Origin of the sequence: Streptococcus mitis, assembly GCF_009496285.1 — a bacterium.
In the GTDB taxonomy this organism is placed as follows: Bacteria; Bacillota; Bacilli; order Lactobacillales; family Streptococcaceae; genus Streptococcus; species Streptococcus mitis_BP.
The window spans coordinates 36,176-59,364 of record NZ_WIJK01000009.1; the positions used below are offsets into that span (position 1 = coordinate 36,176).

Annotated in this window: 28 protein-coding genes; 3 read left to right on the plus strand and 25 right to left on the minus strand. The window is 40.9% G+C overall.

The features are described 5' to 3' along the window. Positions 1 to 22: 22 nt before the first annotated feature. From fabG to GEZ89_RS04265, 8 genes are all read right to left on the minus strand, one after another. Complete coding sequence (gene fabG / locus GEZ89_RS04230; protein ID WP_153225082.1) at positions 23 to 757, minus strand: 3-oxoacyl-[acyl-carrier-protein] reductase; 735 nt, start codon at positions 755 to 757, stop codon at positions 23 to 25. Positions 758 to 789: 32 nt separating this feature from the next. Then, the gene (fabD, locus tag GEZ89_RS04235; protein WP_153225083.1) at positions 790 to 1,710 is read right to left on the minus strand and encodes an ACP S-malonyltransferase; all 921 of its coding nucleotides are present in this window, start codon (positions 1,708 to 1,710) and stop codon (positions 790 to 792) included. Beyond that, entirely contained in the window at positions 1,703 to 2,677 is a 975-nt protein-coding gene (fabK, locus tag GEZ89_RS04240; RefSeq protein WP_153225084.1) for an enoyl-[acyl-carrier-protein] reductase FabK, read from the minus strand. Before fabK ends, fabD begins: the two co-directional genes overlap by 8 nt. A gap of 116 nt (positions 2,678 to 2,793) precedes the next feature. Further along, entirely contained in the window at positions 2,794 to 3,018 is a 225-nt protein-coding gene (locus GEZ89_RS04245; protein WP_000257838.1) for an acyl carrier protein, read from the minus strand. Positions 3,019 to 3,074: 56 nt separating this feature from the next. Beyond that, positions 3,075 to 4,049, minus strand: a complete 975-nt coding sequence (locus tag GEZ89_RS04250) for a beta-ketoacyl-ACP synthase III (RefSeq protein WP_153225085.1) — start codon at positions 4,047 to 4,049, stop codon at positions 3,075 to 3,077. After that, a complete protein-coding gene (locus tag GEZ89_RS04255) occupies positions 4,049 to 4,483 on the minus strand; it encodes a MarR family winged helix-turn-helix transcriptional regulator (RefSeq protein WP_075232026.1) in 435 nt (144 codons plus the stop codon). Before GEZ89_RS04255 ends, GEZ89_RS04250 begins: the two co-directional genes overlap by 1 nt. 91 nt (positions 4,484 to 4,574) lie before the next feature. Beyond that, positions 4,575 to 5,360 carry an enoyl-CoA hydratase gene (locus GEZ89_RS04260; RefSeq protein WP_153225086.1) on the minus strand — a complete coding sequence of 262 codons (786 nt, stop codon included), beginning with the start codon at positions 5,358 to 5,360 and terminating at the stop codon, positions 4,575 to 4,577. A gap of 110 nt (positions 5,361 to 5,470) precedes the next feature. Beyond that, positions 5,471 to 6,028, minus strand: coding sequence for a hypothetical protein (locus GEZ89_RS04265; protein ID WP_153225087.1), 558 nt, complete (start codon positions 6,026 to 6,028; stop codon positions 5,471 to 5,473). 156 nt (positions 6,029 to 6,184) lie between these two features. Here GEZ89_RS04265 and GEZ89_RS04270 point away from each other — a divergent pair, with 156 nt between their 5' ends. The 3 genes from GEZ89_RS04270 (at position 6,185) to serS (ending at position 9,411) form a co-directional block, all read left to right on the plus strand. Beyond that, positions 6,185 to 7,549, plus strand: coding sequence for an aspartate kinase (locus GEZ89_RS04270; protein ID WP_153225088.1), 1,365 nt, complete (start codon positions 6,185 to 6,187; stop codon positions 7,547 to 7,549). Positions 7,550 to 7,551: 2 nt separating this feature from the next. Next, the gene (locus GEZ89_RS04275; protein ID WP_153225089.1) at positions 7,552 to 7,923 is read left to right on the plus strand and encodes a DUF956 family protein; all 372 of its coding nucleotides are present in this window, start codon (positions 7,552 to 7,554) and stop codon (positions 7,921 to 7,923) included. Between the two features lie 213 nt (positions 7,924 to 8,136). Continuing rightward, the gene (gene serS, locus GEZ89_RS04280; RefSeq protein ID WP_000884217.1) at positions 8,137 to 9,411 is read left to right on the plus strand and encodes a serine--tRNA ligase; all 1,275 of its coding nucleotides are present in this window, start codon (positions 8,137 to 8,139) and stop codon (positions 9,409 to 9,411) included. Positions 9,412 to 9,509: 98 nt separating this feature from the next. Here serS and groL read toward each other — a convergent pair whose 3' ends face one another. The 17 genes from groL to infB all read right to left on the minus strand — a co-directional run bounded on the left by groL (position 9,510) and on the right by infB (position 23,182). Continuing rightward, the gene (gene groL, locus GEZ89_RS04285; protein WP_153225090.1) at positions 9,510 to 11,129 is read right to left on the minus strand and encodes a chaperonin GroEL; all 1,620 of its coding nucleotides are present in this window, start codon (positions 11,127 to 11,129) and stop codon (positions 9,510 to 9,512) included. A gap of 15 nt (positions 11,130 to 11,144) precedes the next feature. Continuing rightward, a complete protein-coding gene (gene groES / locus GEZ89_RS04290) occupies positions 11,145 to 11,429 on the minus strand; it encodes a co-chaperone GroES (protein WP_049504255.1) in 285 nt (94 codons plus the stop codon). A 155-nt stretch (positions 11,430 to 11,584) separates the two neighbouring features. Further along, positions 11,585 to 11,980, minus strand: coding sequence for a single-stranded DNA-binding protein (locus GEZ89_RS04295; RefSeq protein ID WP_049508919.1), 396 nt, complete (start codon positions 11,978 to 11,980; stop codon positions 11,585 to 11,587). A 75-nt stretch (positions 11,981 to 12,055) separates the two neighbouring features. Then, on the minus strand, positions 12,056 to 12,817 hold the full coding sequence (locus tag GEZ89_RS04300; protein ID WP_153225091.1) for an SDR family NAD(P)-dependent oxidoreductase: 762 nt from the start codon (positions 12,815 to 12,817) through the stop codon (positions 12,056 to 12,058). A gap of 29 nt (positions 12,818 to 12,846) precedes the next feature. Further along, on the minus strand, positions 12,847 to 13,473 hold the full coding sequence (gene ytpR, locus GEZ89_RS04305) for a YtpR family tRNA-binding protein (RefSeq protein WP_153225092.1): 627 nt from the start codon (positions 13,471 to 13,473) through the stop codon (positions 12,847 to 12,849). Between the two features lie 13 nt (positions 13,474 to 13,486). Then, positions 13,487 to 13,804 (minus strand): thioredoxin family protein, encoded by a 318-nt coding sequence (locus tag GEZ89_RS04310; protein ID WP_153225093.1) that lies wholly within the window; start codon positions 13,802 to 13,804, stop codon positions 13,487 to 13,489. Further along, entirely contained in the window at positions 13,801 to 14,091 is a 291-nt protein-coding gene (locus tag GEZ89_RS04315) for a DUF4651 domain-containing protein (protein ID WP_153225094.1), read from the minus strand. The genes GEZ89_RS04310 and GEZ89_RS04315 overlap by 4 nt, the downstream gene beginning before the upstream one ends. A gap of 76 nt (positions 14,092 to 14,167) precedes the next feature. After that, the gene (locus GEZ89_RS04320) at positions 14,168 to 14,422 is read right to left on the minus strand and encodes a DUF1912 family protein (protein ID WP_049504265.1); all 255 of its coding nucleotides are present in this window, start codon (positions 14,420 to 14,422) and stop codon (positions 14,168 to 14,170) included. Positions 14,423 to 14,431: 9 nt separating this feature from the next. Next, positions 14,432 to 15,766: a DUF438 domain-containing protein gene (locus GEZ89_RS04325; RefSeq protein WP_153225095.1), complete on the minus strand. Its 1,335-nt coding sequence runs from the start codon at positions 15,764 to 15,766 to the stop codon at positions 14,432 to 14,434. Next, positions 15,766 to 15,999 (minus strand): DUF1858 domain-containing protein, encoded by a 234-nt coding sequence (locus GEZ89_RS04330; protein ID WP_153225096.1) that lies wholly within the window; start codon positions 15,997 to 15,999, stop codon positions 15,766 to 15,768. Before GEZ89_RS04330 ends, GEZ89_RS04325 begins: the two co-directional genes overlap by 1 nt. A gap of 327 nt (positions 16,000 to 16,326) precedes the next feature. Beyond that, positions 16,327 to 16,509, minus strand: coding sequence for a hypothetical protein (locus GEZ89_RS04335; RefSeq protein ID WP_045763661.1), 183 nt, complete (start codon positions 16,507 to 16,509; stop codon positions 16,327 to 16,329). A gap of 1 nt (position 16,510) precedes the next feature. Continuing rightward, the gene (locus GEZ89_RS04340; RefSeq protein ID WP_153225097.1) at positions 16,511 to 17,290 is read right to left on the minus strand and encodes a hypothetical protein; all 780 of its coding nucleotides are present in this window, start codon (positions 17,288 to 17,290) and stop codon (positions 16,511 to 16,513) included. A gap of 201 nt (positions 17,291 to 17,491) precedes the next feature. Next, positions 17,492 to 18,601: an SPFH domain-containing protein gene (locus tag GEZ89_RS04345; RefSeq protein ID WP_153225098.1), complete on the minus strand. Its 1,110-nt coding sequence runs from the start codon at positions 18,599 to 18,601 to the stop codon at positions 17,492 to 17,494. 10 nt (positions 18,602 to 18,611) lie between these two features. Next, positions 18,612 to 19,169 carry a hypothetical protein gene (locus tag GEZ89_RS04350; protein ID WP_153225099.1) on the minus strand — a complete coding sequence of 186 codons (558 nt, stop codon included), beginning with the start codon at positions 19,167 to 19,169 and terminating at the stop codon, positions 18,612 to 18,614. A 20-nt stretch (positions 19,170 to 19,189) separates the two neighbouring features. Further along, positions 19,190 to 19,681 (minus strand): hypothetical protein, encoded by a 492-nt coding sequence (locus GEZ89_RS04355; RefSeq protein ID WP_153225100.1) that lies wholly within the window; start codon positions 19,679 to 19,681, stop codon positions 19,190 to 19,192. A 156-nt stretch (positions 19,682 to 19,837) separates the two neighbouring features. Next, positions 19,838 to 20,188 (minus strand): 30S ribosome-binding factor RbfA, encoded by a 351-nt coding sequence (gene rbfA, locus GEZ89_RS04360; RefSeq protein WP_125389399.1) that lies wholly within the window; start codon positions 20,186 to 20,188, stop codon positions 19,838 to 19,840. A gap of 168 nt (positions 20,189 to 20,356) precedes the next feature. Beyond that, positions 20,357 to 23,182 carry a translation initiation factor IF-2 gene (gene infB, locus GEZ89_RS04365; RefSeq protein WP_153225101.1) on the minus strand — a complete coding sequence of 942 codons (2,826 nt, stop codon included), beginning with the start codon at positions 23,180 to 23,182 and terminating at the stop codon, positions 20,357 to 20,359. Between the last annotated feature and the right edge of the window lie 7 nt (positions 23,183 to 23,189).

Consider the following 23,189-nt stretch of genomic DNA (forward strand, 5'->3'; position numbering starts at 1 on the left):
TCTTCTACCTCTATTTTAACTCTTATTGCATGGTTAGTCCACCATCAATTGCAATGACTTGTCCTGTTAGATAATCTTGGCTAGCGAGAAAGGCTGTAACATCAGCAACCTGCTCTGCTTGTCCAAACTGTTTCATCGGAATTTGTGACAACATGGCATCCTTTACTTTATCTGTCAAGACTGCGGTCATATCCGATTCAATCATCCCTGGCGCAATAGCATTTACTCTCACATTACGATTAGCAACCTCACGCGCTACAGACTTAGTAAAACCAATCAAACCAGCCTTGGAAGCAGCGTAGTTGGCTTGACCGATATTTCCCATCAGACCAACAACACTAGACATATTGATGATAGCACCTTCGCGAGCTTTTATCATCGGTTTCAAGACTGATTGTGTCATATTGAAAGCCCCTGTCAAATTGACTTTTAAAACCTTCTCAAAATCTTCTTCTGTCATCTTAATCATGAGAGTGTCTTGAGTAATCCCAGCATTATTAACGAGGACATCAACTGAACCCAGCTCTTCAATGGCTTGGTCCACCATACGCTTTGCGTCCGCAAAATCAGAAACGTCACCAGAAATAGCAAGGACCTTCACCCCGTATGGTTTAAATTCGGCAAGAAGTTCCTCGGAGATTTCACCACGACTATTCAAAACAACATTGGCTCCCAAGCTGGCAAATTTATGGGCAATGGCAAGACCAATTCCTCGACTTGAGCCTGTAATAAAGACATTTTTCTGTTCTAGTTTCATGTTTCTCCTTTCAAAACTTCTACCATTTTGGTCTAATTTTCTAAGAGTGCTTGTAAACTTGCTTGATCTTCCACATTAGCCAGTTGAGCAGTTTTATCAATCTTTTTGACAAATCCTGACAAGATCTTCCCAGGACCAATCTCGATAAAACGATTCACACCAGCTTCTTGCATGACTGCAATACTTTCATAAAAACGGACAGGCTCCTTAACTTGACGAGTCAAGAGTTCTGCAATTCGTTCTTTTTCCATAACCTTTGCTTCTGTATTACCAACAAGTGGACAAGCAAAGTCAGAAAATTCAACTTCTGTAAGGACTTGAGCTAATTTTTGACTAGCGGGTTCCAATAAAGCTGTATGGAAAGGTCCAGAAACATTGAGCGGAATCAAGCGTTTTGCTCCTGCCTCTTGCAAAAGTTCAACTGCACGATCTACCGCCACTACCTCACCACCAATAACAATTTGACTCGGCGTATTGTAGTTAGCTGGAGTTACCACGCCAAGTTCTGTAGCGTCCTTACAAGCTTGCTCGATAACTTCAACTGGTGTGTTGAGGACAGCTACCATCTTACCTGACCCTGTAGGAGCTGCTTCTTCCATATAAGCCCCGCGTTTAGCTACTAGAGCCACCGCATCTTCGAAATCCAAGGCACCACTAGCTACAAGGGCAGAATATTCTCCAAGAGACAGACCTGCCACCATATCAGGTTGGTAACCTTTTTCCTTTAAAAGACGATAGATAGCAACGGACGTAGCCAAAATAGCTGGTTGCGTGTAACGAGTCTGATGTAGCTTTGTTTCATCATTATCAATCAAGTCACGAAGGTCATATCCCAAGACTTGGCTAGCTTGGTCAATTGTTTCCTTGACGATAGCATATTGGTCATAGAGTTCATGCCCCATTCCTAGGTACTGGGCTCCTTGACCTGCAAATAGAAAGGCTGTTTTAGTCATTTCTTGTAACTCCTGCCCAACGAGCAGCTTCTGCTTGAATCTTTTCAGCTGCACCGTAGTAAATATCTTTTAAGATTTCTTCAACAGTTTCTTCTTTCGAAACTAGGCCTGCAATCTGACCAGCCATCACTGAACCGCCATCCACATCACCATGGACAACAGCCTTAGCTAAGGCTCCAGCGCCCATTTGTTCAAAGATTTCTAAGTCTGGATTTTCTTGTTTGAAGGCATCTTTTTCAGCTTGCTCGAAATCACGTGTCAATTTGTTTTTAATAGCCCGAACTGCGTGTCCAAAATGTTGTGCTGAAATGGTTGTGTCAATATCACGAGCTTTTAAAATTTTAGCTTTATAGTTTGGATGAGCATTTGATTCTTTAGCAACTACAAAACGAGTTCCTACTTGCACAGCTTCTGCACCAAGCATAAAGCCAGCAGCTGCACCCTCGCCGTCTGCTATACCTCCAGCAGCAATAACAGGAATTGAAACAGCAGCTACAACTTGACGAACCAAGGTCATAGTTGTTAACTTGCCAATGTGTCCCCCAGCTTCCATACCTTCAGCAATGACGGCATCCGCACCAATTTTTTCCATCCGTTTTGCCAAAGCCACACTTGGGACAACTGGAATAACAGTAATCCCTGCTTCATGGAATCGTTCCATATATTTACTTGGATTTCCAGCGCCAGTTGTAACAACCTTAACCCCTTCTTCAATCACAAGATCAACGATATCTTCAACAAATGGAGACAAAAGCATAATGTTGACACCAAATGGCTTATCTGTTAATGATTTAATCTTATCGATATTGGCCTTAACCACTTCCTTGGGAGCATTTCCTCCACCGATGATACCCAAACCACCTGCCTTTGAAACAGCACCCGCTAGGTCACCATCAGCAACCCAGGCCATTCCTCCCTGAAGGATAGGATATTTAATATTCAATAATTCTGTAATACGTGTTTTCATAGTGCCTCCATGAGTCTTGCTTAGGTAATAGTTCGACCGCATTATACTTTGACTGTCAAACTATTACCTGAACAAGAGGGAGCGGGGCCCCCCTACTCCTTCTTCATTTATTTTAATTATTTTGTTTGCTCTTCAACGTAGGCAACCAAGTCACCAACTGTTTTCAAGTCATCTTCTGCTTCGATTTGAATATCAAAAGCATCTTCAATTTCTGAGATCACTTGGAACAAGTCCAATGAATCTGCATCCAAATCATCAAAAGTAGATTCAAGTGTTACTTCTGATGCATCTTTTCCAAGTTCTTCAACGATAATTTCTTGTACTTTTTCAAATACTGCCATGATAGACTCCTTTAAAATAAATAGTTTTTATAACAATGTGTTCACCACATGATTACCTAAATTGTAACAATAAGCGTGCCCCATGTCAAACCTCCGCCGAAGCCTGACAAGAGAATTTTTTGGCTTCCATCCAAACGAATGAGCCCTTCCTCTACACACTCTGAAAGTAGAATCGGAATACTTGCCGCACTGGTATTTCCATACTTGGTCATATTGGCAGGAAGCTTGTCTCGATCTACACCGATCTTTCTAGCCATTTTATCTAGAATGCGGATATTAGCTTGGTGAAGCAGGAGATAATCTAGTTCTTCTGCCGACAGAGGACTCTCTTCTATGGTATTTTTTATAGACTTAGCAACATCTCGAATCGCAAAATCAAAAACTGCTCGGCCGTCCATTCTCAAGAAAGCATCTGGATTTTCTTGAACTGAAAATGGCGAAGTCAAGCCTGTCTGCCCATAGGTCAAGCACTCACTACGTGAACCATCGCTATTGAGACTCTCCGCTAGGAAATGTTGCTTATCGCTTGCTTCTAACAAGACGCCACCAGCTCCATCTCCAAATAGGACAGCGGTTGAACGATCTGTCCAGTCCAAGGTTTTGGACATAGTTTCACTACCGATAACTAGACCCTTACGATAAGCTCCTGAAGAGATAAACTTCTCTGCAGTTGAAAGGGCAAAGGTGAAACCACTACAAGCGGCGGTTAGATCAAATGCAAAGGCCTTACGAGCACCTATACGAGCCTGTACACGTGCTGCAGTAGAAGGCATCATTGAGTCAGGTGTCATCGTAGCTAGGATGATGAAATCCAACTCTTCAGCAGAAATCCCTGACTTCTCTAGGAGTTGTTTTGCAACTGCCGTTGCCAAATCTCCAGTTGATTCTGTCTTAGAAATGCGACGTTCCTTAATCCCAGTTCGACTTGAAATCCATTCATCACTCGTATCCATAACCTGAGCCAAATCTTCATTTGTGACAATCTGCTCTGGAACATAATGAGCAACCTGGCTTATTTTCGCAAAAGCCATTATTTCAAATCCTCCAAAAATTGATAAAGATTGGTCAAACCTTTACTCATAACATCCATTTCCTCTGGGCTCATGCCTTCGATGATCCTTTCGACCATGGCCTTGTGAAAACGTCTATGGAGCCGATGTACCAAGCGACCTTTCTTTGTCAAATGCAGATGTACTACACGACGATCCTGATCTGATCGCAAGCGCTCGATATAACCTTTTCGTTCCAAGTTGTTCAAGCTAGTTGTCACGGTTCCTAGAGTTACCATCAACTCTTTGGACACTTGACTTGGAGTCACATCTGGAAACTTGCCAATCACATCGATCGTGTGCATTTCCTTGATGGAGATATCCTTGAAACGACTACCTCTCAAACTCACTTCCTCAATCACAAGGACGTTATTAAAAATAGATGTTAAATAGTCATTGATCCGTTGGTAGTCCAATTTTCTTCCCTCCCTCATCAAAAAAGTTTAACTATCAAAACATTTGACAGAAAAAGTATATCAAACTTCAAAGAATTGCGCAAGTATTTTATTATTTCCCCAAAAATTTTGGACGTCTTCTTTCAGAATGTGCACGAACACCTTCTTTGAAATCCTCCGTATAAGATAGAGATTTTTGCAATTCCAATTCTAGCTGTGCGTACTCGTGCCACTGCTTAAACTCGCTCTCCCAGACTAACTTCTTAATAGCAGCATAGGAGTTAGAGGAGCCTCTTCTCAACTTCTTCAACAATTGTTCTCTTGTCTTTTCCAGTTGATCACTAGCACACAGACGATAGACAGCACCTGCTTCTAAAGCATTCTCAGCTGTAAAAGCTTCACCGGTCATGGCAAGCTGCGTTGCCCGAGTCGTTCCTAGCGATCGTGTCAGCAAGAATAAACCTCCCGCGTCTGGAGCCAAGCCCACACCTACAAAGGCCTGAATGAATTTAGCCTTGTCCGATGCAATACAGAAATCAACTGCCAAGGCCATATTAGCCGCCGCCCCAGCAACTGCTCCATCCACCTCCATAATGACTGGTTTAGGAATTTGTTTAATCTTATAGGAAATCGTATTTACTAACTCCGCGATTTGGGTGAGGGAGGCAATATTATCCTCTTCGACAGCACGTTTCATTTCTACTAGATCGCCCCCAACAGAGAAGACTTTGCCGGCAGCATTAATGAGAACAAACGAAACCGAAGCATCTTTTTCAGCCAATTCCAATGCTTCTAGAATTTCTTGACACATAGGAATATGAAAACCATTGGCCACCTCAGGACGATTTAAAGTTAGTATCGCTAAATCGTCTTGAACTTGATAGATAATATGATTCATAGCCACTCCTTTCAAATTACAATGATGTTTAAATTATTTCATTTTCAAATTATATCTTTTTCCGGCTTTTTAAACAAGAGAAAAATCGACCGAAAGTGTCTCGGCCGATTTTAAAAGCTTAGTTTGGTCTCTAAAAATACAGGAAAACCAGTACTTGTATCATCCATAAAATCATAAATCACTTCAAGCATTCGTCCTCCTTCTCTCTGATAGAGCTGTGCTTGGTTGGGTCCCTTATGGTAGAATTCTCCTGAAACCATGTAAAAAACACGATTTGGATCTTCAAGGTAGGCAAAAAGATTTCCTGTAAAAGGAACTTCCTTATCCCCATCCTTGTCGACCAGACTTGCAGCTAAGAGTTTCGTGATTCCTCTAAATTGTCCACTCTCATCTGTTTGACAGTAAAACTTGACTCTAGCTTCATAGTTAGGATTGACGATAATCTTTTCAGAGAGAATTCGATAAGTCCTTGACTGACTATCTGACAAGCCGATAGATAAGATAATTTTAGCCCTCTCAACTGATATCTGACCTTCCTGAGCATACTCAATCGCTAATTCTTCTCCAGTCAAACGACCACTGGGAAGAGGATGATAAGTTGCTCCGATACTTGTAGGAATCATCACGAAGGTAAGGAATAGTATTAAATAAAACACTCTTTTAATCATCTTTCCCAACTCCTTTCATCAGAAGAGTTTTCCCCTACACCTTTATTATAAGCTTTCCTGATGAGACATTCAAACAATTATATAGGAAATTTTCCAGATTGAAAAAAGCCCCTCTTTCTGCTATAATCGTATAAAATACTTACTTTAGGAGTTCTTATGAAGGTTGTTAAATTTGGTGGAAGCTCGCTTGCCTCTGCTAGTCAGTTAGAAAAAGTTTTAAATATTGTCAAAAGTGATCCAGAACGTCGTTTTGTAGTCGTCTCTGCGCCTGGTAAACGCAATTCTGAAGATACCAAGGTGACAGATGCCTTGATTAAATACTACCGCGACTATGTAGCTGGTAATGATATCAGTAAACGTCAAAACTGGATTATTGATCGCTATGCTGCCATGGTTAGTGAGCTAAAACTCAAACCAACAGTTCTAGAAAAAATCTCAAAAAGCATCCGTGCTCTTGCAACTCTTCCAATTGAAGATAATAAGTTTCTCTATGATACCTTTCTAGCAGCTGGAGAAAATAACAATGCCAAGTTGATTGCAGCCTACTTTAACCAAAATGGCTTGGAGGCGCGTTATGTTCATCCTAGAGAAGCTGGTATCGTCGTTACGAGCGAACCTGGAAATGCACGTATCATCCCATCAAGTTACGATAAAATCGAGGAATTGACAAATTCAACTGAAGTTCTTGTTATCCCTGGTTTCTTCGGTGTTACGAAAGAAGATCAAATTTGTACCTTCTCACGTGGAGGTTCAGATATCACTGGTTCTATCATTGCTGCTGGTGTCAAAGCTGACCTCTATGAAAACTTTACTGATGTAGACGGAATCTTTGCAGCCCACCCTGGTATTATCCATAAGCCACACTCTATCCCTGAATTGACCTACCGTGAAATGCGTGAATTGGCCTATGCAGGATTCTCTGTACTACACGATGAAGCACTTCTACCTGCCTACCGTGGGAAAATTCCTCTTGTCATTAAAAATACCAACAATCCAGACCACCCAGGTACTCGCATTGTGCTACAACATAGCAGCGATAAATTTCCAGTTGTTGGGATCGCTGGTGATTCTGGCTTTGTCAGCATTAATATGTCTAAATATCTGATGAACCGCGAAATCGGTTTTGGTCGTAAAGTTCTTCAGATCCTTGAGGACCTTAATATTGGTTGGGAACATATGCCAACTGGTATCGATGACCTGTCTATCATCTTACGTTCACGAGAATTGACTCCGATTAAGGAAGAAGAAATCCTTCGTCAATTAGTCCAAAAAGCAGAGGTAGACCACGCTGAAATCGAACACGACCTCTCTATCATTATGATTGTTGGGGAAAAAATGAAGCGTCATATCGGGGTAACTGCTACAGCCACTCGTGCCTTATCTGAAAACAACATCAACATCCAAATGATGTCACAAGGTTCTAGTGAAGTTTCTATCATGTTTGTTGTCCACAAAGACCAAGAAAAAGCCGCTCTTAAAGCTCTCTACCAAGCATTTTTCGGTGAAAATAAGGAAGACTAAACATGGCACAATCCCTCAATAAGGTCGTCGACTTGCAAACAACTGGAACCTCCTATCTCTCCATTACAGGAAAGGTTGGAAAATTTCTGGTCGGAGATCATGCCCTAGAATTTTACTCAGATCGTAATGTCGAGGACTATATTCAAATCCCTTGGTCCAGCGTTAATCAAATCGGAGCCAATGTTTCAGGCCGCAAGGTTAGTCGTCATTTTGAAATCTTTACAGATCAAGGAAAATTCCTCTTCGCCTCAAAAGACTCTGGAAAAATTCTTAAGATTGCTCGTGAAAAATTGGGAAATGACAAGGTAGTCAAACTTCCTACCTTAGTCCAAATCATTGGTCGAAAAATTAAAAATCTATTTGCAAAAAAATAGAAAGTTTAGTATAATCATAGAAACGGATAAGTAGGTTACTTCCTTCTTTCAGAAAGTCTGCGGGTGCTGCGAGCAGATAGAAGATTTAATTGAAATTCTACCGTTGTTTTAAATCAAATACAGAATCAAGTGCACACCTGTGAAGTTGGATGGAACCGTGGCCCTGCCACTCCAACGCTTTGTCAGGTGTGCTTTTTTCATAAAGGAGTTTATATGTTAGATATCAAACGTATTCGTACAGACTTTGATGCTGTCGCAGAAAAACTAGCTACACGTGGTGTAGATGCTGCTATCTTGAACGAGATGAAAGAAATCGATGCCAAACGACGTGACATCTTGGTTAAGGTTGAAACCCTCAAGGCTGAACGTAACACAGTTTCTGCTGAGATTGCCCAAGCTAAACGTAACAAGGAAAATGCAGACGACAAGATTGCAGCTATGCAAACCCTATCTGCTGAGGTCAAAGCTCTTGATGCTGAATTGGCAGAAATTGATGCTAAATTGACAGAATTTACCACAACTCTTCCAAACATCCCAGCTGATAGCGTGCCTATCGGTGCAGACGAAGATGATAACGTAGAAGTTCGCCGTTGGGGAACTCCTCGCGAGTTCGACTTTGAACCAAAAGCTCACTGGGATCTAGGTGAAGATCTTGGTATTCTTGACTGGGAACGTGGTGGAAAGGTAACTGGAGCGCGCTTCCTCTTCTATAAAGGACTTGGGGCTCGTTTGGAACGTGCGATCTACAACTTTATGTTGGATGAGCATGGAAAAGAAGGTTACACTGAAGTCATCACACCTTACATGGTTAACCATGACTCAATGTTTGGTACAGGACAATATCCAAAATTCAAAGAAGATACGTTTGAATTGAAAGATACGAACTACGTCCTCATTCCTACAGCTGAAGTTCCTCTGACCAACTACTACCGTGATGAAATTCTTGATGGAAAAGACTTACCAATCTACTTTACTGCTATGAGCCCATCATTCCGTTCTGAAGCTGGTTCAGCTGGTCGTGATACTCGTGGTTTGATTCGTTTACACCAATTCCACAAGGTAGAAATGGTGAAATTTGCCAAGCCTGAAGAGTCATACGAAGAACTAGAAAAGATGACAGCCAACGCTGAAAACATCCTTCAAAAACTCAACCTTCCATATCGCGTAGTTGCTCTCTCTACCGGAGATATGGGCTTCTCTGCTGCTAAGACTTATGACTTGGAAGTATGGATCCCTGCGCAAAACACATATCGTGAAATCTCAAGCTGTTCAAATACAGAAGATTTCCAAGCTCGTCGTGCCCAAATCCGTTACCGTGATGAAGCCGATGGTAAGGTTAAACTTCTTCATACTTTGAATGGTTCTGGACTTGCTGTTGGTCGTACAGTCGCTGCTATCCTTGAAAACTATCAAAACGAAGATGGTTCTGTGACCATTCCAGAAGTTCTTCGTCCATACATGGGTGGAGCTGAAGTTATCAAACCATAATTAATTGAATGTAAAAAGAGGAAGCTGAGCTCCCTCTTTTTGAGTAATTCAAAAGAAACAGGTAGAAATCTTTCATTCTACCTGTTTTTATTTATTTCTTAGTAGCCACCCATCATTGATGGATCCATAGCTGGCGCTGGTGCAGCGGGTTCTGGTTTGTTAGCTACGACTGCTTCTGTTGTTAGAATCAAGCTTGCTACTGAAGCTGCGTTCTGAAGGGCTGAACGGCTAACCTTAACAGGATCGATAATACCTGCTTCGATCATGTTGACCCATTCACCTGTTGCAGCGTTGAAGCCTGTACCAGCTTCTGCATGTTTCAAACGATCAATAACAATTGAACCTTCATAGCCTGCATTGTAGGCAATTTGACGAACAGGTTCTTCCAAGGCACGAAGTACAATGCTACGTCCTGTTGCTTCATCTCCTGTCAATTCTAAAGCTTCAACAGCAGAGATAACATTAACAAGGGCAGTACCACCACCTGCAACAATACCTTCTTCTACTGCTGCACGAGTAGCATTAAGGGCATCTTCGATGCGGAGTTTCATTTCCTTCAACTCAGTTTCAGTTGCTGCACCGACCTTGATAACTGCTACCCCGCCTGACAATTTAGCCAAGCGTTCTTGGAGTTTTTCACGGTCGAATTCTGAAGTTGTTGTTTCAATTTGTGATTTGATGACAGCAACACGGTTAGCAATTGCTTCAGGATTACCTGCACCTTCTACAATGACTGTGCTATCTTTATCGACAGACACTTTAGCTGCTTGACCTAAAGCTTCGATGGTAGCATCTTTCAATTCAAGACCAAGATCTTCTGTGATAACAGTTCCACCTGTCAAAATTGCGATGTCTTCCAACATTGCTTTACGACGGTCCCCGAAACCAGGTGCCTTAACAGCAACTACGTTGAAAGTTCCACGAATCTTATTCAAAACAAGAGTTGGAAGAGCTTCACCGTCAACGTCATCAGCAATAATCAAGAGTGGACGACTGCTTTGTAGAATGCTTTCTAGCAGTGGCAAGATTTCTTGGATATTTGAAATTTTCTTGTCAGTGATTAAAATGTATGGATTTTCAAGGTCTGCAACCATTTTTTCATTATCTGTCACCATGTACTGTGATAGATACCCACGGTCAAATTGCATTCCTTCTACGACTTCAAGCTCTGTTTCCATACCACGTGATTCTTCAATAGTGATAACACCATCTTTACCAACTTTTTCCATGGCTTCAGAGATGTACTCACCTACTTTTTCAGAACGAGAGGATACAGCAGCAACCTGCGCGATAGCTTCTTTGTTGGCAACAGGAATGGCATTATTTTTCAAGGCTTCTACAGCTGTAGCAACCGCTGCTTCAATCCCTCGACGAATACCGATTGGATTTGCTCCTGCTGTAACGTTTTTGATTCCTTCACGAACGATTACCTGTGTCAAGACTGTTGCAGTAGTTGTCCCGTCACCAGCGATATCATTAGTCTTAGAAGCTACTTCTGATACCAATTTGGCACCCATATTTTCAAAATGGTCTTCTAGTTCAATTTCTTTAGCGATTGTCACACCGTCGTTGGTAATCAATGGTGAACCGAATGATTTTTCAAGAACAACGTTACGTCCTTTAGGCCCCAAGGTTACTTTAACTGTATCAGCTAGGATATCAACACCACGGACCATAGCTGAACGTGCATCAGATGAAAACTTAATCTCTTTTGACATACTTATTTCCTCCTCTTATTCTTCAACGATTGCCAAGATGCTAGCCTCACCTACGATGAGGTATTTTTCATCCCCATCTTTGACCTCGATACCTGCATGAGCTTCGACTAAAACTTGATCTCCAACTTTTACACTTGGAGCGACTAACTCACCGCTCAAGGTACGAACACCTTGTCCAGTAGCCACTACTGTAGCTGTTTTCGTTTCTTCTTGGGCTGATTTTGCGAGGACAAAGCCTCCAACAGTTTGTTCTTTTTCTTCAATTTTCAAGACCACACGGTCTCCTAATGGTTTCAACATCTGTTTTCCTCCATAATTCAATCATATTATTAGCACTCTTTGTATACGAGTGCTAAACCATAGTTCTATTGTATCACTTGGTCAAAAATAGTCAAGAAAAAAGTCTGATTTATAGCATAAAAAAGAGTTCGAGAAACTCTCAAACTCTTGTCATTTTAAAATGGAAGTTCCTCCTCTTCCAAAACAAGATCTGCTAAGTCTTGGCCTGCATTATTTTCACGCATAGCACGTTGGGCACGGCTTTCTAAGAGTTGGAAACCTGTACAGAGAACTTCTGTTACATAGTTGGTCTGTCCATTCTTTTCAAACTTACGGGTACGAAGTTCTCCATCCACAGAAATGAGACTACCTTTGCTTCCATAGCTAGCCAAGGTTTCAGCCAATTTGCCCCAGACCACAATATTGATGAAGTCTGCTTCACGTTCCCCATTTTGATCTTTATAACGGCGATTCACTGCGATAGTTGCTCGTGCAACGGACTTGTCATTGTTGGTTTTGTGCAATTCTGGTGTTGCCACAATTCTTCCAATAAGAATAATTTTATTAAACATTTTTTCATCCTCCTACTTATCTATTCGAAGGAAATCAAAAAAAGTTACAAAATTTGTAACTTTTTTAAAATAATGTTAGTCTCTGTGAATCATAAATCCAGTTGCTTGTTGATTGGCCATGATGGTCATATCTGTGATTTGTACACGTCGTGGTTGACTGGTTACATAGACAACAGCATCTGCGATATCTTGCGCCTGCAAGGCTTCGAGTCCCTGATAGACCGTTGCAGCCCGTGCCTCATCTCCATGGAAACGGACCTTAGAAAAGTCAGTCTCTACAATACCAGGCTGAATAGTCGTCACCTTGATATCTGTAGCTATGGTGTCAATCCGAATCCCATCTGAAAAAGTTTTGACAGCTGCCTTGGTTGCTGAATAGACTGCTGCACCAGCGTAGGCGTAAATACCTGCGGTTGAACCCATATTAATGATATGGCCTTGATTTGCAGTCACCATAGAAGGCAAGAGGCAACGAGTGACTGCCATCAAACCCTTGACATTGGTATCCAGCATGGTCAGCATATCCAACTCTTCATAATCCTGATAAGGAGCTAAACCTAAAGCCAGGCCAGCATTATTAACTAAAATATCAATAGAACCTACTGCTTCAAGAATTTCTGAACAAACAGTCTTAACCATTGTCATATCTGTTACATCTAGCGGAAAGGTCCAAACTTTTTGACTTGGATAGGCTTTTATAAACTCGTTTTTTAGGACTTCAAGTCTTTCTGTTCGACGTCCTATAAGAACGACATTCTCACCTTTTTCTAGATAGGCACGCGCAATTGCTTCACCGATGCCTGATGTTGCACCTGTGATCACAACATTTTTTGCCATCTTACTTTCTCCTATCTAACTGAACAAATTTAAGCTGTCCAGTGTTTTGCTGGGTCAAATGGTGTTCCGACAACTTGGTCTTCTGACAATTCAATGACACCACGCTTTTGTGGAGCATTTGGTAAGGCAAGTTCACGAGGACTGCACATCATCCCAAAACTCTTTTCACCACGAAGTTCCCCTGGGAAAATGAGATTCCCTTTTGGCATCATAGCTCCTGGAAGAGCAACAATGGTTTTTAAACCGACACGCGCATTAGGAGCTCCTGCAACGATTTGCACTGTCTTATCACTCGCAACTGCCACTTGGCAGATATTGAGGTGGTCACTATCTGGATGCGCAACCATTTCTACAATTTCTCCAACGACAAATTTCGGTTCCTTGTCATTGACAATTTCTTCTGTAAAACCTTCCGCCTGTAATTCTTGGTTCAAACGAGCTACTTGGTCGTCTGTCAAAAATACTTGGCCACGTTCCTCAATTTCGAATAAGCTAGAAACTTCAAAAATGTTCCAAGCAACAGTTTCACCAGTTTCCTTTAGGAATACACGTGCCACATTGCCTTTACGCTCAACATCTAGTTTGGCATCGCCACTATTTTTCACGATGACCATAAGGACATCACCGACATGTTCTTTGTTATATGTAAAAATCATTCTTTCTTTTCTCCTATTTTAATTCTGCTAAAAAGTCGTTTATTTGTGCCTTGGTTTTACGGTCACGATTGACAAAGCGTCCAATCTCCTTGTCCTTATCTAAGACAACAAGACTTGGAATTCCGTAAACATCCCAAAGTTTGGCTAAGTCCATGTACTCATCACGGTCTACTCGTATAAAGGTAAACTCTGGATTGGTCTCTTCAATCTCTGGCAGAGCTGGATAGATATAGCGACAATCGCCACACCAATCCGCAACAAAAAGGAAGACCTTCTTGCCATCCTGTTCTACTAGATTTGCTAATTCTTCTAAACTATTAGGAGAAATCATAAAACTTCCTCCTCGTAGATGAGATCTTCATCTTCGTAGACAAAGGTATAGTGACGACCATCTTCAAACATGACACCTCCGACCAAGCGATTCATATCACTTTCGTAAAGCTGTACGTAAAGAGTTGCAATAACTCCCATTTTTGAGAATTCCTCTCGGACTCTACTAGTTAATTCTTCTTGACTTGCCATTAGTTTGTGATCATCAGCTATTTTCTTAGCACCAAAGGCAAGTGCTCCAAGCCCTGCCACGACTAAACCTGTTTTAATAATATTTTTCGTTTTCATGCTAACATTGTAACACAAAAAGGCTCAAGGAACAATGAAAAAGGGAGTCCCACTCCCCTTTACCAATATTGAAAACTTAATAGTTTCTCTCTCCAAATAAATCTTCTGGTAAATCATGGAATCCCTTGCCTGCCTTGAAATTTTCAAACTTGCCTAGCAAGAACTGGTAGGCATCCAAGCGGCTTTCATAGCGAATCATGGCATCTTTAGCACGCTCATCTTGATCTTCTTCATAGACCTTTTGGCTTTCCTTGAGCGCCATATCGTTAATCATGATTTGGGTATTAACCCAAGCTTCAAATTCTTTCATAAATTCTTGTTCGTAACTCATTGTTTCTCCTTATTCTAATCCACGGAAATAGTCTGTATCAATCTCACGGTAAGGCTGGATATCCTGAACATACTCCAATACACCTTGAAATTCTCCATTTTCATCGTGTACTGCAGCATAGGTGATATGGACAAACTTACCTCGTGACTCGGACTTGAACCACATCTCGTACTTGTCCTTGACCCCGTCACGAAGACCTTTCATAATGGTCTTTACCTTATCAAGGTACTTGGGTGGGTGACAAAGCTCAACATTTCGCCCTACTTGAGAAGGTGTCCGCTTGAAAATCATTTCATCTGCTGGCGTATTGTCATTGTAATACTGGAAAATATCATCCTTATTAACAAAGGTAATTTCCATTGGCAGATGGTTGAGAATAAGATTAGCCTGCTCGACTGACAGATAGCCATTACCAAAAGCCTGTTGACTATGGCGATCTACTACCGCTTCCTTTTCCTTAGGTGTGAAGGTGATAGTAAACTGACCTTCTGGCGTGTCGATAACCTTCTGAACTTGGTCTTCTACAGTTTCTGGCTGACTTGGCTCTTCTACACTTTTCTTCTCAACAAAGCTTTTACGTTCAGGAACCCATTTCTCAGACGGACGGATAATGGCATAGCCATAAGCATCACTTTCCTCGGCAATCTGAATCCAGTCATCCTGGGTAAAGGATTCGAGTAGAATCATGAGGAGGATGGATTCTTCCTTAAAAATCATACTCTCAAATTCTGTCGCAAAAGCTTCAAAATCTGCCTTTACAGTGCTAATAGACACTTCTGGTAGGGACTTGGCTGTCGTCAAGGCTTTTTGAAAGAGTTCCCTGATTTGGTCATCCACTCCCCACATGACTTTTGGTGGCGAATCATGTCCATAACGTTCCATGATAGGAAAGAAGAGTTCTTCCTTGCGCTGGTAGTGACGGTCAAACTGACCTACAAGTCCCATCTGGCGAACCAAACCCTTACGCATCTCCGCAAGCATTTCCTCATCCTCCATAGACTCATACGTGTCTAACAGTCTACGAACACGAATCAAGGCAGCACGGAGGGCTAGATTTTCATCCTTAAAAACACGGACAGGATGACCTGGATGGTCGGTATCTTCAACTTCAACACCCCTAACAGCATTTTTAAAGAGATTGGCATGGACATCACAAAGCTCCATGACATCTTCAAAGGTCACACCTGAGTCAGAGTTCATCAACTCGTGCTCCATGAGAGAAATCTCGATAGCTGATACACCTGTAAAGGTTTCATCAAAGCGTTCCTGAACGGATTCAGGGGAGGCTCCATTATGCAATTCTAATAAAATATCCCGTAGGACATGAATTCGTTCATCTGCCATTAGTCTAATCCAATCACTTCGTAACCATTTGCTTCCAGTGTGCGTACAATCTTGTCCATAGGAGTTCCCTCCAGCTTAGCCCCCTGTTTGAGCGATACTTTTCGTCCGACTGTATTTCGCATCAAGGGATTTGCAAGAGGTTTAAAACCAAGTTCTACTAGGATATCCAAAACTTCTGGATGCTTGTCCACCACTTCCGCAACAGGAATAGATACATCAATGATATTGTCCATCATAACCTCCATCATATTCTCTAACAGTTTTTTCTTTTTTATTATACCACAAGGGCAAAGATTAAAAAACTAGCAGTAGAAGACTTGCTAGTTTATTTCGTATCACTTCATTATTTCTAAATATATAGATTCTTCCTAGTAAATATCCCAAAGTCTTAATGTATCTTTAGTATTATCATTAAAGAAGTTTGAAAAACCAGTCTATGATTTTGAAAAGAATCTTATAGAACAGTAATTGGAAGGCGAAAGAGATTAGGAACCAGAGTATTTTTATCAGACCAACAATTGGTGTTATAAAAAGAAGAGTAAAGAACCTCCAAAAAGATTTCATTCTTTATCCTCCGGTTTCATCAACCAAGTGGCTGTATCCATAAGCTTATCTACGAGAACTAATTTCGCCAAACTAACTACTGTGTTTTCATCTTTTTTTATGGTTTCTGCAACTTTTAAAGCTTGCCTTGTAAGAAGATAATTACCGTAGGTTTTGGCCAGTACTGTTATGATCCCCATGTCATTCTCCTTCGATGATTTCAACCTCTTTTTGGATAGTGGCAACATCTCTTTGATATTGTGCTTCATCGTAGTTAATCAATTTGGACAATTCTTTTTGCAATCTTTCTCCCATGGGTTTCATAGTCGCAAAGGTTAAGCCACCTGATAGGACTCCACCTAAGATAGGAATAACTTTTCCCATCCCCTTAACCAATCCTCCCTTAGTTAGATTCACTCCAAAGATTTTCAGAACTTTTTCCAAAATTGGATACCAAAGAGTCTTTGTCAAAGCCTTTTTGTTCACAATTTTCATCACTTGCTTAGCAACTGTAACCCCACCAGAACGAAGTAGAGTGCCCGCACCATTTACTCCCAACATCACTCCCAGATAGAGCAAGAGGGTATCTTTAGCTTCTTCGCTCAGCTCATTTCGCGAAGCCCAGAGATCATCGTAGCCGTAAATATAGCCTAGCTCCTGGGCTAGTTTCAATGAAAATGCGTAAAACTGGGCTACATCTGTCGGAATGGTAACTGCCATGGCAATACCTCCAGGCAAACCTGCCAAAACAGATGTCCCACTTGCCAGTAAAACATTATCTTTAATACAGGCATTGGCCACTCGATCTAAGGTTTCCTGAGATAATAAAGCTGTCGGCCCTTCTTCCAATAATCTTGGAATATCCTTTGAAGCCACTTCCTTAGAGAATTTGTCCATTAAAAATTTTGACCGATTCACTTTGACGACAGGAAGTTTTACTACCTGTTGCAACACTTGCATCGCCACATCTTCTTTAGCCATCTCTATCTCCATTTTTCATTCATATCAAGCTTTATCTTATCATATTTATGGAATAAATGATATTTTCAAGATCTATTTTATTTCCTTGATTTCTACTCATCTAATCTGATTAGACAACGACCTACTTATAGACACACAAAAAAGAGGGTTGCCCCTCTTTCTGCTTAATGTTTATCCAGATTGCATAGCATTTCGTCAATCTTATAAGTCCATAATTTCTTTTTTCTTTCGATCAAACTCTTCCTGAGATAATATATCTGCATCTAAAAGTGATTTTAGTTTAGTAAGAGCTTCGATTTGCTCATCAAAAGATAAACTTGGTTTAGTTGCTTTTTCATCTAACTGTTGTGCCATATTCATACCAAAAATCATCCCCGCACCATCTCCTAGCCCATGTTGTTCGATCCCTGATGCGACTTTTTGTTGTGCAGCAATATTAGAAGCTTTCTGCGATACATCATCAAAAGCCTTTAAATTCATCTTATTTGATGAAAAGTTCTTAACTAATTCCTTAGATTCTGGTGAGAATTCTATATTAGCAATCGCAACTTTTATAATCTCAAACCCAAAACGATCTTTCCAAGTACCAGCATACTGTTCATCATTCGATACTTGTTTTGCAAGTACTGATGCTTGTGATGGTAGCTGTGAAATACGATAAGTTGTTGATAACGAATTAAGGGCAACGATAAAGGATTGAAGAAATTCCGTGACTATCTGAGCCCTTGCTTGAGCACTATCAAAGCTATAGTAGGTCACATTTGCAGGAAGGAAATTTTTTACAAACTTGATAGCGTCCGTAATTTGAATAGAAAAAGTTCCAAAAGCACGTACTTCTAAGTCTGTACCATAAAACAAGTCGTTATACATAACCGGACCACGAGTACCAAACCTAATATCGCGAATTTCTCTCAAATTGACAAAACAAATCTGTTTTTGCTGATCACTTTGTCCGCCAAATCCAACACGATTAACAACATTATCAAACAGTGATTTTTTTAGCCCATCACCATTAAAAACACTACTCTCCCCATTTTGATATTCATATCCACCTGGTTCAGTGATAATTTCTTCTATTCCAGACTGACTAAAAATAAAAGCAGCAGTATTTTCAGGAATAAATATCTTAGACCCATTTGAAATGACACCTATAGACCCCTGACTATTAACTCCTCTACCATTATTACTGACTTGAAGAACACCCGGACTTACAGCTGTATGTTCATCAAAAGCCTGAACTGTAATAATCTCCTTCCATTGATCTGCAAAAGTACCACTAATTGAATCTGTAAATGCTTTAATTATTCCCATATTTCATCTCCTACAAGGTCTGTTCCATATCACAAAAACTACATTTGACAGTTTGTTTTACGGTTCCAGACAGAGGAGCTCCACAAAAACTGCATTTAGTAGATAGTCTCTCTGGTTCTGCATCCTTAATACCAAACCCTTCTTTGAAAGTGTCAAACGTATCTTTTAGAGTCTCTGCCAAAATTTCTACACCAAATAAGCTATTATCACCCAAGGTTGCAAAGTTGCTTGTATCACCAGAGATTAATTTAATAATATTCGTTGCCCACTTTTCAGTATCCTTAGTATTAGAGAATGAGAAGATAACTTGTCCACCATTATAATAGATTTCTAATCGTTTCATACCATTGGATTTTGTAACTGAAACTTGTGGTTTCCCCTCAAAAACCTTAATTTGGTTAATTGGTATAGTAGTTTGATCTTTTTTTCCTCCAAAAATACCTTTTTTGATATGTATTAAGTGTAGATTTGTTAAAATTAATTCATCTGTAGACAAACCATTTTTCCCAAAACTCACATGGTCACTATTCATAACCATGTATTCATGAGGTAACAATTGATAGTCCATCCCAAACTCCATTCTTCTTATTAAAGACTAGCTTTCCACTGTTCTACTTGATCGTGTAGAGAATCACGATATTCCTTTAAAAACTGAATTATTTCCTCTTTTCCTTGAATAGGTGCTTTCTTCAATGGACCATATTGTTTTTTCTGTTCTTCCATTTCTTTTTTAGTACTATCTTTTAATTCTTGAATAGAAGCACTATCTTCTAAAGCGGTTCCCTTAAAGGCTTCATCTGCTTCGGTATAGTAATTATTGACAATTTTCTCATACATAGTCAAATAATCTTCATAAGTTTTGATAGACTCAATTGTCTCATCACTGACATCTTGTGGATTAAAGTCACTAGAACCTAATTTATCTTTTGCTTTATCTAAAAATCCTTTTTTCCCAGAACTTTCTGTTTTACTATCACTAGATGAATTACTTGTTTTTTCAGACAGAGAACTACAAGCAACTAGAGTAGAAACAGACAGACATAGTAAGGCTAAACGACAAACTTTTTTTACATTATTCATTAATAGAATCTCCTTTTATTTATGAAATTATCATATCATATTTCCTAAAAAAAAAAAGCATTTTATAAATACAGAATCTCATTTTTAAAAGAATATTTTTCCATTTTAAATTCCACCTATTTTCCACACAAAAAAGAGGGTTGCCCCTCTTTCTACTTAGTTTTTATCCAGATTGCGTAGCATCTCGTCAATCTTGTTTCCATACTCTATGGATTCATCTTTGACGAAAGTTAAGTCTGGAATTTTGTACAATTTCAAATTGCGACCCAGTTCACGTTTGATTGTTCCAGTTGCTTTTTCAAGCCCGATTTGAGCTTTTTGGTTATCTGAAGCCAGGTTACTCAAAATAGTGTAGTAAACCTTAGCCATAGATAAGTCCCCTAGCATCTGAACATCAGTGATAGTCACACCTTGGACTCGTGGATCACGGACTTTCTTTTGCAAAATCTCATTGACTTCGCGCTTGATCTCCATGCCCACACGATCCGTACGGAAATGATTTGCCATGCTTTTTTCCTTTCTCTCAATTGAACCAAAAGCTAGGCCAGCAGACCTAGCTTTGTCTAGTAGATAGAGGAACTAGAGCCATTTGAATCTAGGAAACAAGCCTTAGATAGAACTACGAGTTCATCAAGGCGCTGTTGACGACGAGTCAAATCGGCTATCGTTTCTCTATTATCGTTTGATTTCTTCCATGATGTAGGCTTCAATCACATCATCCATCTTAAGATCATTGTAGCCGTCAATCATGAGACCACCTTCACGGCCGTTTGTAACTTCTTTAACGTCATCTTTATAGTGTTTCAAGCTAGCTAGAGCGCCATCGTAAATAACAACACCATCACGGATAACACGGACTTTAGAGTCACGGGTAACTTTACCGCTGGTAACCATGAATCCTCCGATTGTTCCCACTTTAGATACCTTGAAGGTTTCGCGGATGATCGCTTCACCGATAACTTTTTCTTTAAATTCTGGGTCAAGCATCCCTTTCATGGCTTCTTCCATCTCTTCGATAACCTTGTAGATGATGCTGTGGAGACGGATCTCTACATCGTCAGCTTCTGCTTGTTGACGAGCTTGTGGTGTAGGGCGTACGTTGAAACCAACGATAAAGGCATTTGAAGCTTCTGCAAGGGTCACGTCAGATTCGTTGATGGCACCGACAGCTGCATGGACGATAGTTACTTTAACACCTTCCACATCAATCTTTTGAAGTGATGCAGAGAGAGCTTCAACAGAACCTTGTACGTCGGCTTTGATGATGACGTTAACAGACTTGAGTTCTCCTGCTTTAAGGGTATCAAAGAGGTTTTCAAGGCTGACACGTTGAGTAGCTTGACGTTGCTTCATAAGAGCACGTTTAGCACGTTCTTCACCAGCTGCACGGGCAGATTTTTCATCTTCGTAAACGGCAAAGTGGTCACCTGCCATTGGCGCTTCGTTCAAACCTGTGATCGATACTGGTGTTGATGGGCCTGCAACCTTCACACGACGTCCAAGGTCGTTAGTCATAGCACGGACACGTCCAAAAGTATTTCCGACAACGATTGGATCTTGGACATTCAAAGTACCTTGTTGAACAAGAAGGGTTGCGACCGCACCTTTTCCTTTATCCAAGCGAGCTTCGATAACCGTACCGATGGCACGAACTGTTGGATCAGCTTTGAGCTCTTGAATTTCAGCCACAAGTAGGACAGTTTCCAAGAGTTCATCGATATTTTGGTTGAACTTGGCTGAGATTTCTACGAACTCAGAATCTCCACCCCAAGCTGTTGACATAACTCCATGTTCAGCCAATTCACCGATCACACGTTCTGGGTTGGCACCTGGTTTATCAATCTTGTTGATGGCTACGATGATTGGAACGTTGGCTGCTTTTGAGTGGTTGATGGCTTCGATTGTCTGAGGCATAACACCGTCATCTGCCGCTACAACCAAGATGGTAATATCGGTAACAGACGCACCACGCGCACGCATAGATGTAAAGGCCGCGTGTCCTGGTGTATCAAGGAAGGTAATCTTCTTGCCATTTTCAACGATTTGGTAGGCACCGATATGCTGAGTGATACCACCTGCTTCACCTGTCGCAACACGAGAATTACGAAGGGTATCCAAGAGGGTTGTCTTACCATGGTCAACGTGTCCCATGATGGTAACAACTGGTGGACGCTCTACAAGTTCATCTTCATTGAGATAACCATCTTCAGCGAAGAAACGTTCGATATCAGCATTGTCCACTTCAACCTTTTGTTTAGCATCAATACCGTAATCTACCATGAGGAGTTCGATTGTTTCACCGTCCAAGGACTGGTTTTGTGTCGCCATCACGCCCATCATGAAGAGTTTCTTAACAATCTCAGCTGGTTCGCGCTTGATACGTTTTGCAATTTCCGCGACGGTCATACCATCTGTATATTCAAATTCTGTTGGCAATTCATGGAACTTACGCTCTGTAACAGGTTTTGGTGCCTGATTACGGTTGTTTTTGTTATTGCCTTTTTTATTCTTTTTGTTATTGTTCCAGTTACTATTTCTTTGATTTCTCACTTGATTTTGACTACTTCGATTCTTTTGTTGTTTTCTAGGACCATCTTCTTCGTGATCAAAATCGTCACGTTCTTTGTCTGGTCGGGCTTGTTTCTTACGACGTGTATCCACTACAGGTTCTTTAGCTGCAGGAGCTACTTCAACCACTGGTTGAACTTGCTGTACTTGTTCAGCCAATTTAGCAGCTTCTTCAAAGATTTCCTCAGGTTCCTTGCGTTTGTTTGCTTGGGCCAAGGCTTCTTTAGCTGCTTGAGTTTGCTTGAAGCGTTCCTCACTTGAACGAGCATATTCTGCATTTTGCTCTGCCTTTAGAGCAGCTGCACGGGCTTTAAAGTCAATGCGAGGGCCTGCTTGATTTGGACGTTTGTCCTCTTGCTGGCGGCGATCATTTCCGCGATTTTGCTGACCTTGTTGTTTTTTACCTTGATCATTGAATCGACGGTTGTCACGATTGCCTTGACCTTGTTTACCACCATTACGGTTATCATTTTTTTGACGGTTTCCGTTTTGTTGTTGGTCACGGTTATTGCCCTTATTTTGCTTGCGTCGTTCAGCCTGCTCTTTTGCACGAGCTTCACGCTCAGCCTTAAAGTTTCGACTCTGCGGTTTTACTGGCGCCACTCTTTCTTCTTTAGGGGCAACCGCTGCTGCTGGTTTTACCTCTTCCTTAGCTACAGCTAGTTTTACTGGCGCCACTTTTTCCTCTTTAGGGGCAACAGCTGCTGCTGGTTTTGCCTCTTCCTTAGCGTCAACTGGCTTTGGAGCCACAGGTTTCGATTCTACCTTTGGAGCAGCAGACTTAAAGCTGGCAGCGATTTTTGCAGCGACAGCTTCTTCCACACTTGATGAGTGGCTTTTTACATCCAAGCCCAACTCTTTTGCACGCGCTACAACTTCCTTACTTTCTTTTCCAAGTTCTTTCGCGATTTCGTACAATCTTTTCTTAGACAAATCATGT

What these genes read in the sequence shown, in the direction of transcription:
- fabG (WP_153225082.1), bottom strand. Translation starts at nt 757, where the DNA reads ATGAAACTAGAACAGAAAAATGTCTTTATTACAGGCTCAAGTCGAGGA.
- fabD (WP_153225083.1), bottom strand. Translation starts at nt 1,710, where the DNA reads ATGACTAAAACAGCCTTTCTATTTGCAGGTCAAGGAGCCCAGTACCTA.
- fabK (WP_153225084.1), bottom strand. Translation starts at nt 2,677, where the DNA reads ATGAAAACACGTATTACAGAATTATTGAATATTAAATATCCTATCCTT.
- GEZ89_RS04245 (WP_000257838.1), bottom strand. Translation starts at nt 3,018, where the DNA reads ATGGCAGTATTTGAAAAAGTACAAGAAATTATCGTTGAAGAACTTGGA.
- GEZ89_RS04250 (WP_153225085.1), bottom strand. Translation starts at nt 4,049, where the DNA reads ATGGCTTTTGCGAAAATAAGCCAGGTTGCTCATTATGTTCCAGAGCAG.
- GEZ89_RS04260 (WP_153225086.1), bottom strand. Translation starts at nt 5,360, where the DNA reads ATGAATCATATTATCTATCAAGTTCAAGACGATTTAGCGATACTAACT.
- GEZ89_RS04265 (WP_153225087.1), bottom strand. Translation starts at nt 6,028, where the DNA reads ATGATTAAAAGAGTGTTTTATTTAATACTATTCCTTACCTTCGTGATG.
- GEZ89_RS04270 (WP_153225088.1), top strand. Translation starts at nt 6,185, where the DNA reads ATGAAGGTTGTTAAATTTGGTGGAAGCTCGCTTGCCTCTGCTAGTCAG.
- GEZ89_RS04275 (WP_153225089.1), top strand. Translation starts at nt 7,552, where the DNA reads ATGGCACAATCCCTCAATAAGGTCGTCGACTTGCAAACAACTGGAACC.
- serS (WP_000884217.1), top strand. Translation starts at nt 8,137, where the DNA reads ATGTTAGATATCAAACGTATTCGTACAGACTTTGATGCTGTCGCAGAA.
- groL (WP_153225090.1), bottom strand. Translation starts at nt 11,129, where the DNA reads ATGTCAAAAGAGATTAAGTTTTCATCTGATGCACGTTCAGCTATGGTC.
- groES (WP_049504255.1), bottom strand. Translation starts at nt 11,429, where the DNA reads ATGTTGAAACCATTAGGAGACCGTGTGGTCTTGAAAATTGAAGAAAAA.
- GEZ89_RS04295 (WP_049508919.1), bottom strand. Translation starts at nt 11,980, where the DNA reads ATGTTTAATAAAATTATTCTTATTGGAAGAATTGTGGCAACACCAGAA.
- GEZ89_RS04300 (WP_153225091.1), bottom strand. Translation starts at nt 12,817, where the DNA reads ATGGCAAAAAATGTTGTGATCACAGGTGCAACATCAGGCATCGGTGAA.
- ytpR (WP_153225092.1), bottom strand. Translation starts at nt 13,473, where the DNA reads ATGATTTTTACATATAACAAAGAACATGTCGGTGATGTCCTTATGGTC.
- GEZ89_RS04310 (WP_153225093.1), bottom strand. Translation starts at nt 13,804, where the DNA reads ATGATTTCTCCTAATAGTTTAGAAGAATTAGCAAATCTAGTAGAACAG.
- GEZ89_RS04315 (WP_153225094.1), bottom strand. Translation starts at nt 14,091, where the DNA reads ATGAAAACGAAAAATATTATTAAAACAGGTTTAGTCGTGGCAGGGCTT.
- GEZ89_RS04320 (WP_049504265.1), bottom strand. Translation starts at nt 14,422, where the DNA reads ATGAGTTACGAACAAGAATTTATGAAAGAATTTGAAGCTTGGGTTAAT.
- GEZ89_RS04325 (WP_153225095.1), bottom strand. Translation starts at nt 15,766, where the DNA reads ATGGCAGATGAACGAATTCATGTCCTACGGGATATTTTATTAGAATTG.
- GEZ89_RS04330 (WP_153225096.1), bottom strand. Translation starts at nt 15,999, where the DNA reads ATGGACAATATCATTGATGTATCTATTCCTGTTGCGGAAGTGGTGGAC.
- GEZ89_RS04335 (WP_045763661.1), bottom strand. Translation starts at nt 16,509, where the DNA reads ATGGGGATCATAACAGTACTGGCCAAAACCTACGGTAATTATCTTCTT.
- GEZ89_RS04340 (WP_153225097.1), bottom strand. Translation starts at nt 17,290, where the DNA reads ATGGCTAAAGAAGATGTGGCGATGCAAGTGTTGCAACAGGTAGTAAAA.
- GEZ89_RS04345 (WP_153225098.1), bottom strand. Translation starts at nt 18,601, where the DNA reads ATGGGAATAATTAAAGCATTTACAGATTCAATTAGTGGTACTTTTGCA.
- GEZ89_RS04350 (WP_153225099.1), bottom strand. Translation starts at nt 19,169, where the DNA reads ATGGACTATCAATTGTTACCTCATGAATACATGGTTATGAATAGTGAC.
- GEZ89_RS04355 (WP_153225100.1), bottom strand. Translation starts at nt 19,681, where the DNA reads ATGAATAATGTAAAAAAAGTTTGTCGTTTAGCCTTACTATGTCTGTCT.
- rbfA (WP_125389399.1), bottom strand. Translation starts at nt 20,188, where the DNA reads ATGGCAAATCATTTCCGTACGGATCGTGTGGGCATGGAGATCAAGCGC.